This window comes from Ruegeria sp. AE4, assembly GCF_056542185.1.
Map to the genome: position 1 here is coordinate 90,592 of NZ_JBQFZK010000002.1, position 12,826 is coordinate 103,417.

Annotated in this window: 13 protein-coding genes and 2 pseudogenes; 7 read left to right on the forward strand and 8 right to left on the reverse strand. The window is 55.7% G+C overall.

The window, feature by feature from the left end; translation table 11 throughout:
- Positions 1-118 precede the first annotated feature (118 nt).
- Both ACR0EK_RS04680 and ACR0EK_RS04685 read left to right on the forward strand, forming a co-directional pair.
- Positions 119-706: a uracil-DNA glycosylase family protein gene (locus ACR0EK_RS04680; protein WP_267364354.1), complete on the forward strand. Its 588-nt coding sequence runs from the start codon at positions 119-121 to the stop codon at positions 704-706.
- Positions 699-1,487: an SseB family protein gene (locus tag ACR0EK_RS04685; RefSeq protein WP_480831345.1), complete on the forward strand. Its 789-nt coding sequence runs from the start codon at positions 699-701 to the stop codon at positions 1,485-1,487. Before ACR0EK_RS04680 ends, ACR0EK_RS04685 begins: the two co-directional genes overlap by 8 nt.
- 59 nt (positions 1,488-1,546) lie before the next feature.
- On the opposite strand, the gene yghU is transcribed toward ACR0EK_RS04685, so the two are convergent.
- The gene (gene yghU / locus ACR0EK_RS04690) at positions 1,547-2,425 is read right to left on the reverse strand and encodes a glutathione-dependent disulfide-bond oxidoreductase (protein ID WP_480967627.1); all 879 of its coding nucleotides are present in this window, start codon (positions 2,423-2,425) and stop codon (positions 1,547-1,549) included.
- Between the two features lie 248 nt (positions 2,426-2,673).
- On the opposite strand from yghU, the gene ACR0EK_RS04695 reads away from it, so the two are divergent.
- Positions 2,674-3,192: a YHS domain-containing (seleno)protein gene (locus tag ACR0EK_RS04695; protein WP_480475567.1), complete on the forward strand. Its 519-nt coding sequence runs from the start codon at positions 2,674-2,676 to the stop codon at positions 3,190-3,192.
- Between the two features lie 49 nt (positions 3,193-3,241).
- Here ACR0EK_RS04695 and ACR0EK_RS04700 read toward each other — a convergent pair whose 3' ends face one another.
- Positions 3,242-3,907 carry a DnaJ domain-containing protein gene (locus tag ACR0EK_RS04700; RefSeq protein WP_480487636.1) on the reverse strand — a complete coding sequence of 222 codons (666 nt, stop codon included), beginning with the start codon at positions 3,905-3,907 and terminating at the stop codon, positions 3,242-3,244.
- 229 nt (positions 3,908-4,136) lie between these two features.
- Positions 4,137-5,003, reverse strand: a complete 867-nt coding sequence (gene metF, locus ACR0EK_RS04705; RefSeq protein ID WP_480773748.1) for a methylenetetrahydrofolate reductase [NAD(P)H] — start codon at positions 5,001-5,003, stop codon at positions 4,137-4,139.
- Between the two features lie 94 nt (positions 5,004-5,097).
- Between metF and ACR0EK_RS04710 the strand changes: the two genes are divergently transcribed.
- From ACR0EK_RS04710 to ACR0EK_RS04720, 3 genes and pseudogenes are all read left to right on the forward strand, one after another.
- On the forward strand, positions 5,098-6,003 hold the full coding sequence (locus ACR0EK_RS04710) for a LysR family transcriptional regulator (protein WP_480482174.1): 906 nt from the start codon (positions 5,098-5,100) through the stop codon (positions 6,001-6,003).
- A 98-nt stretch (positions 6,004-6,101) separates the two neighbouring features.
- A complete protein-coding gene (locus ACR0EK_RS04715) occupies positions 6,102-6,887 on the forward strand; it encodes an inositol monophosphatase family protein (protein WP_480773747.1) in 786 nt (261 codons plus the stop codon).
- 720 nt (positions 6,888-7,607) lie between these two features.
- A pseudogene (locus tag ACR0EK_RS04720) lies at positions 7,608-7,714 on the forward strand (transposase zinc-binding domain-containing protein); the annotation flags it as partial.
- 90 nt (positions 7,715-7,804) lie between these two features.
- Here ACR0EK_RS04720 and ACR0EK_RS04725 read toward each other — a convergent pair.
- From ACR0EK_RS04725 to ACR0EK_RS04745, 5 genes and pseudogenes are all read right to left on the reverse strand, one after another.
- Positions 7,805-9,061 (reverse strand): NAD(P)/FAD-dependent oxidoreductase, encoded by a 1,257-nt coding sequence (locus tag ACR0EK_RS04725; RefSeq protein ID WP_480899409.1) that lies wholly within the window; start codon positions 9,059-9,061, stop codon positions 7,805-7,807.
- Positions 9,062-9,094: 33 nt separating this feature from the next.
- Positions 9,095-9,331, reverse strand: a pseudogene (locus ACR0EK_RS04730) (cupin domain-containing protein); the annotation flags it as partial.
- A 180-nt stretch (positions 9,332-9,511) separates the two neighbouring features.
- Positions 9,512-10,249: an amino acid ABC transporter ATP-binding protein gene (locus ACR0EK_RS04735; protein ID WP_480557754.1), complete on the reverse strand. Its 738-nt coding sequence runs from the start codon at positions 10,247-10,249 to the stop codon at positions 9,512-9,514.
- The gene (locus ACR0EK_RS04740) at positions 10,246-10,902 is read right to left on the reverse strand and encodes an amino acid ABC transporter permease (RefSeq protein ID WP_480899412.1); all 657 of its coding nucleotides are present in this window, start codon (positions 10,900-10,902) and stop codon (positions 10,246-10,248) included. The genes ACR0EK_RS04735 and ACR0EK_RS04740 overlap by 4 nt, the downstream gene beginning before the upstream one ends.
- 79 nt (positions 10,903-10,981) lie before the next feature.
- Positions 10,982-11,725 carry an ABC transporter substrate-binding protein gene (locus ACR0EK_RS04745; protein ID WP_480967628.1) on the reverse strand — a complete coding sequence of 248 codons (744 nt, stop codon included), beginning with the start codon at positions 11,723-11,725 and terminating at the stop codon, positions 10,982-10,984.
- Positions 11,726-11,803: 78 nt separating this feature from the next.
- On the opposite strand from ACR0EK_RS04745, the gene ACR0EK_RS04750 reads away from it, so the two are divergent.
- Positions 11,804-12,580: a helix-turn-helix domain-containing protein gene (locus ACR0EK_RS04750; RefSeq protein ID WP_480870090.1), complete on the forward strand. Its 777-nt coding sequence runs from the start codon at positions 11,804-11,806 to the stop codon at positions 12,578-12,580.
- The last annotated feature ends 246 nt before the right edge of the window (positions 12,581-12,826 follow it).

Sequence of the window (12,826 nt, forward strand, 5' to 3'; positions counted from 1 at the left end):
CTCAAACAACTGATCGGTTGTCGGCAATTCCGCTGCACTTCTAGAAATCTACCGCACCATTATTATGTGGTTTCACACCTGATCCTTGCAAAACAGCTTTGGGAGGTTTTGCAACAAGATGAAAGATTTAGATGGCGAAATCCGCGCGTGCCGCCTGTGCGCCGCGTCCTTTGCGCAAACCAAAACTGCCCATGAACCCCGCCCGGTGGTTTGGTTTCGGCGCGGGACACCCATCCTGATCGCAGGGCAGGCACCGGGTGCGCGCGTGCACGAGTCGGGGCAGCCCTTTACTGACCCGTCAGGCGATAGGCTGCGCCACTGGCTTGGGGTCGATGAACCTGTTTTTTATGATCGTGACCTTGTGTCGATTGTGCCCATGGCATTTTGTTTCCCCGGCTATGATGCCCGCGGCGCGGACCTTCCTCCGCCCGCGATATGCGGCAAAACCTGGCATGACAGGGTGATGCAGGAACTGGGGCAGGTGCCGTTGACGGTGTTGGTCGGTGGTCATGCGCATAAATATCATCTGGGCGCGCGAGGGTCGGTGACGGATACCGTTCGGAACTGGCAGGACCATGCGCCGCGGGTCTTTGCCTTGCCTCATCCGTCCTGGCGGAATACGGCATGGGTAAAGAAAAACCCGTGGTTCGAGGCAGAACTGCTGCCGGTTCTGCGCGCGCGGGTCCAAGAGGTGCTGAATGACTGAAACCACAGCGTTGGACACGGCGCATGCCGCGATGCTGGCAGATCCGCAGAACGATGCTGCCCGTCTGCGGTTTTTTGAACGGCTTGCAGATAGTGAGCTGTTTTTGATGCTGACCGAGGAAGCGATGGGCGAAAACATCTCGCCCGAGGTGTTCGATGTGGCCGACGGGCGCTTTGTGTTGGCGTTCGACCGCGAGGAACGATTGGCGCAGTTTGCCGGGAGGCCTGTGCCTTATGTTGCGCTGTCGGGGCGTGTGTTGTCGGGGATGCTGGCAGGGCAGGGTATCGGGCTGGGCCTGAACCTGGAAACTGCGCCATCATCCATGCTGGTGCCTGCCGAGGCCCTGGGCTGGCTGGCCGAAACGTTGCAGCATGGCCCCAAAGAGGTCGAGGAAAAGCTTGCCGAGTTCATGCCGCCCTCCTGTCTGCCGGACAGCCTGTTGACCGCCCTTGATGCAAAGCTGGCAACTGCTGGCGGGCTTGCCAGTGCGGCCTATCTGGTCGCCACGAAATCCGAGGCGGGCGCTCAGGGTCATTTGCTGGGGTTTGTCGGTGCGGTCGAAGGGGCCGAGCCAGCGCTGGCCAAGGCAGCTTCAGAGGCGCTGACGTTTTCGGGGATCGAAGCGGGGGCGATGGATGTCGGGTTCTTTGCCACAGATGACGCCGCTGCCGCGCTGCTGGCGAAGACGGGGCTTCGCTTTGACCTGCCCGAACCGCAGGTTGCAGATCTGGTGCGCGAGGTTCCGGGCAGCAATCCCGCGAAACCGCCAATTCTGAAGTAACGGCCAAAACGCAAACACGCGGCGCACAATGCACCGCGTGTCACTAGGATGGGACTCTGCTATTCCGCAGCAGCTTCCAGTTTGTCCTGCGTACGTGTTTCGAAATCACTGGCGTCGTGACGCTCGTGAAGCTGCGTGTGCGGCTCGCCAAAGGCGCGGTTGACCATACGGCCACGCTGAACCGCAGGCCGCGCGTCTATCGCCTTGGCCCAGCGCACCACGTTCTTGTAGGATTCTGCGTCAAGGAACTCTGCCGCGCTGTACAGTCGGCCCAGAACCAGTTGACCGTACCACGGCCAGATCGCCATGTCGGCAATGGTATATTCCTCGCCCGCGATATAGGTCTTGTTCGCCAGTTCCCTGTCCAGAACGTCCAACTGGCGTTTTGCCTCCATCGCAAAGCGGTTGATCGGGTATTCCCACTTTTCAGGCGCGTAAGCGTAGAAATGGCCAAACCCGCCACCCAGATAAGGGGCGCTGCCCATTTGCCAGAATAGCCAGTTCATGACTTCGGTCCGTTCCGGCCCGGACGCGGGCAGAAACTCTCCAAACTTCTCAGCCAGATGAAACAAGATTGAGGCACTTTCAAACGCCCGAACCGGCTTGTCACCGGAGCGATCCCAAAGGGCGGGGATTTTCGAGTTTGGGTTGACCTCGACAAACCCTGAACCGAACTGGTCGCCCTCGCCGATGTTGATCAGCCAGGCGTTGTATTCAGCGCCTTCGTGACCCAATGCCAGCAACTCTTCCAGCATAACGGTGACTTTGACACCGTTGGGCGTGGCAAGGGAATACAACTGCAATGGGTGGCGTCCAACCGGCAAGTCCTTGTCATGGGTTGCGCCGGCAATAGGTCGGTTAATGTTGGCGAACTGTCCGCCACTTTCACTGTCCCATGTCCAGACTGCTGGTGGGGTATACGAAGATTGGTCGCTCATGTCTTGCCTTTCATGCCTTTGTCCGGGCCGCGTTCGATGCAGTCTTACAGGTAGTGTTGCAATCCGCCGAGTCCAACCCAGCTTTTCCGGCATAATTTGTAATAATCCGCGACCAAACTCTCACGTTTGCTCGAGAGGGGTCACAGCGGCGCGAGGAGGGCTACGAAAAGAATGGGAATCGCATATTGTTTTGCCAGACCTGCCATCACGGCGTCACCGATACCGCTGGAACGAAAAGGATAAACTACATGAAACGCTTTGCTTTGACCTTTGCTGCGGCCATGGCCCTGGCCGTTCCGGCATTTGCCGGGCCGCAATATATTGACGGCACAGGGTTTGCCGTCTCGGGGTATGATGTTGTCGCCTATCGCAACCTGGATCAGGTACCGGTAGGTCAGCCACAGCACGAAGGCGTGCGTGGCAATGCCAGCATTACTGCCGAATACAATGGTGCAACCTGGGCATTCTCGTCCGAGGAAAACCGCGACAAATTTCTGGAAAACCCGGCCTATTATGCCCCGCAATATGATGGGCACTGCGCCTATGGTGTGTCGCGCGGTGGCAAGGTTCCGGCAAACCCGAACTTGTGGCGGATCGTTGACGACAAGCTGTATCTCAACATCACGGATGTGGTCGTCGGGTTCTTCGAAGAAGACATTCCGGGCAACATCAACCTTGCTGAAGGCAACTGGCCGGGTATCGAGCCGTCTGACGCCTCGACCAGCGTGATCCCGAAATTTACCTCGGAAGGTCCGGTGAAAAACTGACCCGGCCAAAATTGCACAAAGCCCGGCTTACCCAGCCGGGCCTTTTCGTTCAGCCAGCAAGCCAGAACTGATCCCGTATCGTCTGGTCGGCGTCAAACCGGATCCTGACGCTCTTGGCACCCGGAAATTTGCGTTCTCGGATCGTATCGGGAATGACGACTTCCCCAGCGCCCGTATCGCTGGATTGAAAGCTCAGGATTTCCGCTGTGGTGTGCCGCGCACTGGTCAGAACGGTCGTTGGCAAAGCCACACGATTTGCGCCTTGATTGACGGGTGTCGTGACGAAGTAAGTCAGGTGCCGCCCAAAGCATCCGACCGCGTCGGGAACATGGTCAGCAACACCGCTGCCGCATTTGGGTTGAATACCAGGCTGACTGTTCATATGCGACAGCGCTTGCCCCGGATTCAGCATTGCCTCACAGGCGGCAATATCTTCCTGCGGAAGCTCGATGATACGTTTCTTCAACCGTGCCCGACGTGGTTGTGGCGGGCCAGCAGCGGCACCGCCCTTTGTCGCCAGCCCTTCTTTGCGTAGAAAATCATAGGCTGCCTTGGCGCGCGAAAACCCGGAACTGTCGCCTTCCTTGTGATCAGGATGCGTGTGAAAGGCGATGTGACGCCAGGCCTCTCGTATTTCACTGGAATTGGCAGACGGGTTCAGGCCCAGATCTGCCAGGGCATCCGTGCGTGCCCTAACCTTATCGACAGGTTCCATACTCAAAACACTCATTAAAAACTACACAGCCCTAGTGTTGCCGAGGGCATGGTTTTGTCAAATTTCATGGTTGATTGAGAGGGAAGCTGACAACAATCGCGATGCGAAGATTCTATTGTTCCGCAAAGGTGTGAATTCGCGGATACGACTGTGAAACAGGTCACGCATAAGAAAAGGAAAACGCCCGGGAAAATTCGTAACCCGGGCGAATCATTGGATTTTTCAGTTGTCAGGCGACGTTTTGAAGATCGACTTGTGGCGTAATTCCAAGGGCAAAGCACACATCGCGCGTCAATTCCGGGCGGTTGAGGGTATAGAAATGCAGCTTGTCCACACCACCTTCGATCAGGTCCGAGCACAACTCGGTGCAGATCGCAGTTGCCAGCAGATCCTCTCGCCCGTCGCGCACGGCCTTTTCAAAGGCTTGTTCGACCCAATCGGGAATATGTGTGCCACAGCTTTTGGCGAACTTGCGCGCACCTGCCCAGTTTTCTATCGGCAGAATGCCCGGAACGATCGGTTTGTCGATACCCGCCTTTGCGCAGGCATCACGGAAACGGAAGAAGGTTTCGGCCTCGAAAAAGAATTGCGTCAGCGCTTCGTCAGCGCCCGCGTCAAGTTTGGCCTTCAGCCAGTCCACGTCTGCTGACATGTCGGCGGCTTCAGGGTGCTTGTCAGGATAAGCCCCGACACGGATGCTGAACATTTCGGTTTCAGCCAGCGCCTCAATCAACTCAATCGAACTGTTAAAGCCTTCGGGGTGCGGTACGAACCGATCATGCCCTTTTGGCGGGTCGCCCCGCAGGGCCACGATGTCCTGCACGCCCGCACGTGCGAATGTGTCGGCGATTTCCAGCGTTTCCTGCCGCGAAGCGTCAACACAGGTCAGGTGTGCAGCGACCTTCAAACCAGAGGATTTATGCAGGGTTGCGACCGCGTCGCGCGTCAGTTCCCGGGTCGTACCGCCTGCACCGTAGGTGACGGATACAAAACGGGGCTCCAGCGGTGCCAATGTCTGGACCGTATCCCAAAGGCGGAAAGAAGCCTCCAGAGTTTTGGGCGGAAAGAACTCGAATGAAATTTCGGGTTTGGACATGGCTGCCTCACTGGATCAACTGACTATCTTGTGCCATGACGGGCATTGTGAGACAAACTCATATTATTCAACAACAACATGAACGATACTTGAGATGCATATTGAATTCCGGCACCTGCGTACCATAAAGGCGATCCATGAATGCGGTGGGTTGGCGCGCGCTGCCGACCAGTTGAACATCACTCAATCCGCATTGAGTCATCAGATCAAAGGGTTGGAGGATCAGGCCGGGGTCGAGCTGTTTCTGCGACGTTCAAAGCCGATGAAGCTGTCAGCCGCCGGTTTGCGTCTGCTGCGGTTGGCCGAGCAGATCCTGCCGCAGGTCGAGGCGGCACAGAATGAGTTTTCATCGCTGCGGGACGGGCGTACCGGGCGGATGCATATCGCCATCGAATGCCACGCGTGTTTCGAATGGCTGTTTCCGGTTCTTGAATCTTTCAGGAAATCCTGGGGCGACGTGGATGTCGATATCCGACCCGGTCTGGCCTTCGACGCCCTGCCAGCCTTGCAGAAGGAAGAGGTTGATCTGGTGGTCTCATCCGATCCCGAAGACCTGCCGGGTGTCGAGTTTGTGGAGCTGTTTGACTACAACCCCGTCTTTGTCGCTGCATCAGCCCATCCACTGGCGGAAAAAGCCTATGTCGAGGCTGAGGATTTCCGAGGCCAGACCCTGATCACCTACCCGGTGGAACGCACACGTCTGGATGTGTTCAGCCAATTGTTGATCCCTGCACGGGTCGAACCCGCCTCGATCAGGCAGGTGGAACTGACAGCTGTCATCCTGCTTCTGGTGGCCTCAAACCGAGGCATCTCGGTTCTGCCGGATTGGGTCGTGCGCGAGGTCAAATACAACTCGGACTATGTGACCCGCCCCCTGACCAAAGAGGGGATCACGCGTCGCCTTTATGCAGCGGTCCGTTCAGAAGATCTGGACAAGCCCTATGTGCAGGAACTGGTGAAACTGGCCCGCGAAGAGGCGCGCAAGCTGCAATCCCGGTAGAGGCGTTTTCTGCGGGTCTGTTATGCACATCATTCCTCTTGGCAAGGAAGCCTTGCGGCAGTATACGCGCGGTTTGACCGGACAGGAGCCTTTTTACAATGGTTGGCAGTGCAAATCTCAACATCATGATCAAGGCCGCGCGCAAGGCGGGGCGTTCTTTGGTCAAGGACTTTCGTGAAGTCGAGAATCTGCAGGTGTCGATGAAAGGCGCTGGTGACTTTGTGTCTAAGGCCGATATCGCGGCCGAAGCCATCCTGAAGGACGAGTTGCTGGGCGCACGCCCGACCTATGGCTGGCTGGCTGAAGAGGGTGGCTCCATCGACGGAGAAGACCCGACCCGCCGCTGGATCGTTGACCCGTTGGACGGCACCACCAATTTTCTGCATGGCCTGCCGCACTGGGCGATTTCCATCGCGCTGGAGCACAAAGGCAAGATCGTAGCCGGCGTGATCTATGACGCCGCCAAGGATGAGATGTTCTTTGCCGAAAAAGGCGAGGGCGCGTGGATGAACGACACCCGAATTCGAGTGTCGGGGCGTCACCGCATGATAGAATCGATCTTTGCAACCGGCCTGCCCTTTGGGGGTCGTTCTGACCTGCCTGCAACCCTGCAGGATCTGGCGCGTCTGATGCCCGCTTGCGCCGGTGTGCGCCGTTGGGGTGCTGCGGCGCTTGACATGGCATATGTGGCTGCGGGCCGGTACGAAGGCTTCTGGGAACGCCGCCTGAACGCGTGGGATGTCGCCGCCGGTATCATCATCGTGAAAGAGGCGGGCGGCTTTGTGCAGGCCCTGAACCCCGAGGGTAACGCGCTGGAAGATGGTGAAGTGATCTGTTCGAATGAACCAATCTTTGATCAATTCGCCAAAGTGATCCGGGGCTGATCGCCCACAGGCGCTAACTTAAGCGATCCATAAATCAGTCTTGCTCTGTTTTGGAAGGCGTAGGACTGGTTTCATTCCCGAGTTAAAGGGCCGGAGCGGGCTTGTTTCCGTTCATGGTGATGTAGTTGACATTTGGGTGGCCGCACGGGAAGCCGGTGCCTGCCGACGCAGCCGGAAGGTCGCGGTCTCCCAGTCACTTTTGCGGCTTGCCAGCATCATAGGCCCTATGGCCATTCACTATCGTCCGCTTCGGCCTGCGCAGCGTCTGCCGAGATCACGGTTTGTATGACGTTGGTGTATTGAAGCGGCCCCGCGGGAGTGCAAGCTGGCTGGAAACAACATGCCAGATGCTTTTGGCGGATAAGATCAAGATCTGGTCACATGACCGTTCGGTTGCCTCATTGGTTGACGGAATAACGGTCATGGGACCCAGAAAGAATGGTCAGGCGTGGCGATTACATATCGTTGCGGGGCGACGGACATATTCCGGGCCATTGAGGTTACCGACGGGCATAGTGGTGAATGCCACAAGCACTTTCCGGTTCATACCGGGGATATTGCCGATGGTGCCCGCGCCAATGAGAGGCCGTCGCGGCTGGAGTATATTTTGGAGAGCGGTGCCGATTTCATTGTCCGCTCGGGATGGCCCGCGTATCAACAATCGTCACCAAATGGCGATGTGTTCAGCATGACATGTACAAGTTCGGCTAATACTGGCTTTGCCGCGAAAGCCAGAGACCGGCGAAGCGCGAGTGGATGGCCTCGCGGAAGGAGAACCTGCTTCCCATAGAGTACTTCCACACTTTGTCGTCACGCTGCCAGCCGATCCCGAGCACCACGTCTGGACATGACAGCCGTGCAATGGGGCCGCTGCTATCCTTCCAGGTGCTTGCTGATGCGCCAGGTCGATTCTCAGATCACCTCTCCAGTAAGTCCCGCAGACGAAAGTACCAGATCGCGGCGGTGCCGTAATATGGGTGCAAGCGATGAAAGGGGAGTTGCTTCATCCGGTCCGCCGGCAACGGCAGAGGGATGGAAGAGTTCGCCAGATGGGCACCAATTGCCGCCCCCAATGCACTGCCAAGCGCCAGACCTCTGCCATTATACCCCAGTGCGGCCGTGACTCCGGCAGCCGGTTGATAGATATGAGGCAGGTGGTCCAAATTCATTGCAGCGCGTCCAGACCACATAAATTCCAACTCTTGATTTTCCAGAGAAGGGAAAAGCGCCTTCAAGTCAGCATGGATACGTTTGAAAGAGTTCGGCCCGCGTGGTTCTGCAAAATGTCCTCGCCCCCCCACCATGAGACGGTTCCCCGGGCCAATCCGAAAATAATTAGCGATACGCCGAGTGTCCGATACAACGCAGCCTTCGGGCAAGATTGATTGGCTAATGCTTTCGGGCAGAGGCTTTGTGGCCACCTGAAAACTGTTGGCGGGCACCATTGTCTGGCGCAATCCGGGCCACAGGTGGCTTGTATAGCCGTTGGTCGCCAGCACCACCTGATCTGCTTTGATCTGCCCTTGCTCGCCTACCGACAGTTTCCATCCCGCTCCATCTGATTGTATCCGGGAAACAGGGCTCTTGCCGTAAATCTTACACCCGGCATCCGCAGCCGCTTGTGCAAGCCCGGTGGCATAATTCAGCGGGTGCACACAGCCAGCCCTCCGGTCTTTCCAACCTGCAACAAACCTTCTTGAACCCGTCTGACGAGCGACCTGCGCAGCATCCAGCCATTCGACGGAGGCCCCCCGCTTTTCCCATTGCTGCATCCGGCTTTGCAAAGTGGGGATATGCGAGGTTTTTACAGTTGTCTGAATCCAGCCGTCCTGGCGGTGGTCACATTGGATGTTATGTCTATCGATAATATCAAACACATGTTGCGCAGCACCGCCGACAAATTCGGTGGTTGCCTCGCCATACATGCGGTCCAGCTTGTCAGGATCGTACTTGAGGCCGGGAATGACCTGACCACCATTTCTCCCACTGGCACCAAATCCAGGTTGCTCAGCTTCAACGACGATGACGTTTGCACCCGCTTCAGCAAGAGAAAGAGCACAGGAGAGGCCAGTGTAACCTGCGCCTACGATCGCGACATCAGCCTTGCAGTTGCCGGCCAAAGCGGGGAATTTTGGGGTGCTATTTGCCGTAGCGGACCAGATAGAGTCTAGCATTGCGGTCAAACTCCGAATCTCAAAATACGGTCGTCAATTTGCGTTCTCTACCAGGAAATAGAGCTTGCGGATGTGGGAGTGGATTGCCCAGGTGCCTTTCCAACCTTTGGGCAGGGCAAGAAAATCATTCGCGCCAAGGGTTACGGAACGGCCACCATCGGCATCAGTGATCGTCGCCGAACCAGACAGAATGTGACAGTATTCTGCCATGCCACTACGGTCTGCGGTGAACTCGCCCGGAGTGCATTCCCAGATACCGATCTTGGTATCGCCTGTTGGCGATGTGTAAACGTGCGCAGTAGCTTACTGTTGCCCCGGCGTCAGGGTTGTCGGTTTGGGTCTGTAGTCGCCAACTTGGATCGCATCGAGATCTTTCAGGCCAACAAGATTGAACATTGTTGTTCTCCGTAAATGTCATTGGGGCAGCGGCTGGATTTAACCAGCATCATTTCACCCTTGTTCAGGGTGTGTGACCCGCCTTAGGAATTCCTGGGTGCGCGGATGTGTTGGATTTCGCAAAACTTCCTGCGCCTTACCCTGCTCAGCGATTTGACCCTTATCCAGGAACAGCACGCGGTCAGCGACTTCCCGGGCAAATTGAATCTCATGGGTCACCACAAACATGGTCATGTGCTCCTCAGCGAGGGCGCGCATAACCTGTAACACCTCGCCGACCATTTCCGGATCAAGTGCCGATGTTGGTTCGTCGAGCAAAATGGCTCTGGGTTGCATAGCCAAGGCCCGGGCAATAGCGACCCTTTGCTGTTGCCCTCCGGACAGCGAGGCAGGGTAGGCGTTGATTTTTTCGGCTAATCCGACCCGCTCCAGATATCCGATTGCGCGATCCCGCACCTCGGACTTGTCCTGTTTCAGAACATAAAGCGGCCCCTCCATGACATTCTCCAAAGCCGTTCGGTGGGGGAAAAGGTTGAAACGTTGGAACACCATAGCCACTTGCGCTCTAAGTTGGTGAATTGTCGGTGATGCGACATCGACACGCTTCCCATCGATCAGAATGTCACCTGCCTGGTAAGATTCCAGACCGTTTACGCACCGGAGCATCGTTGATTTACCAGAGCCCGAAGGCCCGATAAGGCAAACAACTTCGCCCACTTCGACATTGGCGTTGATACCTTGCAACACGTTCAGTGAGCCGAAGGATTTATGAACCTCCTTGAATTCGATCATTTTGCGTCGCCCATTTTGTTTTCCATTCGCCGGTTCGCGATGTTCAGGGGGATGGTCAAGCTCAGGTAAAGCAGCGCAACCAAAGTGAAAATTGTCATGTTGTCGAAGGTTGAAGAAGCCAGTGTTTTTCCCCGCATGGTCAACTCGGCAACTGAAATAACAGAGACCTGTGAACTGTCTTTGAGTAGCATGATCGTATTGTTGCCATAGGGTGGCAGGACAATTCTAAACGCCTGCGGCAGTACCACTCGACGCATCATCATACCGTGCTTCATTCCGATGGCTTTTGCCGCCTCTACCTGGCCGCGGTCTACCGCCTCTATCCCCGCACGAAAGGTTTCGCCGATATAGCAGGAATAGGTCAGCGCCAACCCGATGATGCCAGCCTGAAACGCGGTAAGGTCGATGCCGATTTCGGGCATCACAAAATAGATATAGAACAAAACCACGAGGATCGGGATGCCGCGTATGAATTCTGTCAGATACCGAATACCTTGAGCAAGGACTGGGATTCCTGAAGTTCTGAGCAGAGCCCACAATAATCCCAACAAGGTTGATAAAAGCAGTGCAAGCACTGTGACGGCAATTGTAAGCTTCAATCCACTCCAAAGCAGAGGTAGATACTCGATCGAGCGTTCAAGAAAGGTTGACATTGGCGCTGTTCCTACGGTCGTAGCGCTGGCACATCACTTGGTGAGCTGCCAGCGCCCTCTTGCTGGATAGGGAAGTTTCTCAAAGGCCGTATTTGTTGAAGATGGCCTTTAGCTCACCCGAATTCTGCAACTTTGCTAACGCCCCGTTCACCTGTTTCAGCAGCTCGGCATTTCCTTTGTCTACAGCCAACCCGACTCTGCCCGGTTTCATTGGTTCATAGCCTTCAACCAGACGAACACCCAGATTGGGATATTGTGAAATCTGGTATCCGACAATGGGGCCGTCGCCGAAACCCGCTTTGATCCGACCAAGTTGAACGTCGCGCATGATATCTGCGATCGAGTCATACAACTTGATCTCGCCGAATCCCCCAATCTCCGCCAGGGAATCCGCGTACACAGTTCCAACCTGCGCTCCAATCACCTCGCCCGCTAGATCGTCTCGCGTATAGTTTTCAGGGTTGTCCGCAGCGACGAACATGGCGTCCCCATAGCTGTAGGGGCTGTCTGAGAAGTCAACGACCTCTGCGCGTTTGTCGGTGATCAGCATGCCCGCAGAGATAAGATCAATCTTTCCTGTGGTCAGCGCGGGAATGAGTGCCGAAAACGCAGTAACTTCAAATTGCATCTCCATTCCGATTTCCGCACCAATCGCATTTGCAATGTCAACCATGGCTCCTGTCGGTTGTCCGGTTTGGATATCAACAAACGTAAACGGCACACCCGTGGTCGTTACCCCGGCATTAAGAGTTTCCGCGAAAGTGCCGTTCGCAACAGACAGCCAGGTCGCTGCAGCGAGTGTGGTAAGTATTTTCATGTTCATGAAACTTCTCCTTGTTGGTTCTTCACTGTTCTGAGGTCCTGCGGACCCACCTGACAGGTCAACATTCCTCGAGTGTAGATGAGATTGAAAAATTTTCGACATTCTTTCATTAAAATGAAATATTATGCTTATGCGGGCTTCTTCCACGGTCAATGTGAAAAGCTGGGTGTATTTCATGGACATGAAGAGTGGTGGAAGGTATTCTTCGTATTCAAGCAACGAAGAGAGCGTGTCTTTATCATTATGCCAAACAACTCAAATCACTCAGCAGCGGCTGCAACGGATGGAGTAAGCGAAGACGTGCGACTTGGTCGCGCGATACGCGATCGGCGTAAAGAACTGGGACTTACACTGACTTATATCTCTGACGAGGCAGGGATATCGGTGGGCCTTCTCAGCCAAATCGAAAGGGGGTTATCATCGCCGTCGGTTCGGGTCTTGCGCTCGATCAGTGGCGCGTTGCGGTTGTCGGTACTACAGCTGTTCAGTGTAGATGAAAACGAGGCGGCAGATGATGAGAGCTATATCGTTCGGGCCAATCACCGCAGGTCAATTGATCTCAGCAGTAAAGGGGTGTTCAAGTCCTTTTTGACAGCGCACGACGAAGGTGAATTACAGGTCATGGATCTAGATCTTGAGCCGGGTGGCGGATCAGGTGATGAACCGTATTCTCATGCCGGTGAGGAATGCGGGGTCGTGATTGAAGGATGTCTGGAAATATCGATTGATGGCAGGCCGCATATCCTGAACCAAGGGGATTCATTTCATTTTGAAAGTAGCCTCCCTCATCGGTATCGAAACCTTGGCGAGGGAAAATGCAGGGTTATCTGGGCAACGACTCCTCCAATCTGGTAGTGTTGAGGCAGGGTGTTCAGCAATGAACCGCTCAACGTCAAACTTTTTTCGGAGCTTGGGCAACGCACCTGGCTGCTCGGAGCGAAATCTGACACCTCAGGTGCGAACAATTACCGTGCCGGTGAACGGCGAGCGTGCCTTGCAACCCTGATTTTGGAATCTAATCTCGCAGGGCCAAGCTTGAATGGCTGGTTTTAACCCGCGCGGCGGCGTTGAGAATGAAGCAGCCGCGGCGGTTCCCATGCC

Bases quoted from the DNA above. Each gene is read 5' to 3' on its own strand.
- ACR0EK_RS04680 (WP_267364354.1), top strand. From the start codon at position 119: ATGAAAGATTTAGATGGCGAAATCCGCGCGTGCCGCCTGTGCGCCGCG.
- ACR0EK_RS04685 (WP_480831345.1), top strand. From the start codon at position 699: ATGACTGAAACCACAGCGTTGGACACGGCGCATGCCGCGATGCTGGCA.
- yghU (WP_480967627.1), bottom strand. From the start codon at position 2,425: ATGAGCGACCAATCTTCGTATACCCCACCAGCAGTCTGGACATGGGAC.
- ACR0EK_RS04695 (WP_480475567.1), top strand. From the start codon at position 2,674: ATGAAACGCTTTGCTTTGACCTTTGCTGCGGCCATGGCCCTGGCCGTT.
- ACR0EK_RS04700 (WP_480487636.1), bottom strand. From the start codon at position 3,907: ATGGAACCTGTCGATAAGGTTAGGGCACGCACGGATGCCCTGGCAGAT.
- metF (WP_480773748.1), bottom strand. From the start codon at position 5,003: ATGTCCAAACCCGAAATTTCATTCGAGTTCTTTCCGCCCAAAACTCTG.
- ACR0EK_RS04710 (WP_480482174.1), top strand. From the start codon at position 5,098: ATGCATATTGAATTCCGGCACCTGCGTACCATAAAGGCGATCCATGAA.
- ACR0EK_RS04715 (WP_480773747.1), top strand. From the start codon at position 6,102: ATGGTTGGCAGTGCAAATCTCAACATCATGATCAAGGCCGCGCGCAAG.
- ACR0EK_RS04725 (WP_480899409.1), bottom strand. From the start codon at position 9,061: ATGCTAGACTCTATCTGGTCCGCTACGGCAAATAGCACCCCAAAATTC.
- ACR0EK_RS04735 (WP_480557754.1), bottom strand. From the start codon at position 10,249: ATGATCGAATTCAAGGAGGTTCATAAATCCTTCGGCTCACTGAACGTG.
- ACR0EK_RS04740 (WP_480899412.1), bottom strand. From the start codon at position 10,902: ATGTCAACCTTTCTTGAACGCTCGATCGAGTATCTACCTCTGCTTTGG.
- ACR0EK_RS04745 (WP_480967628.1), bottom strand. From the start codon at position 11,725: ATGAACATGAAAATACTTACCACACTCGCTGCAGCGACCTGGCTGTCT.
- ACR0EK_RS04750 (WP_480870090.1), top strand. From the start codon at position 11,804: ATGAGATTGAAAAATTTTCGACATTCTTTCATTAAAATGAAATATTAT.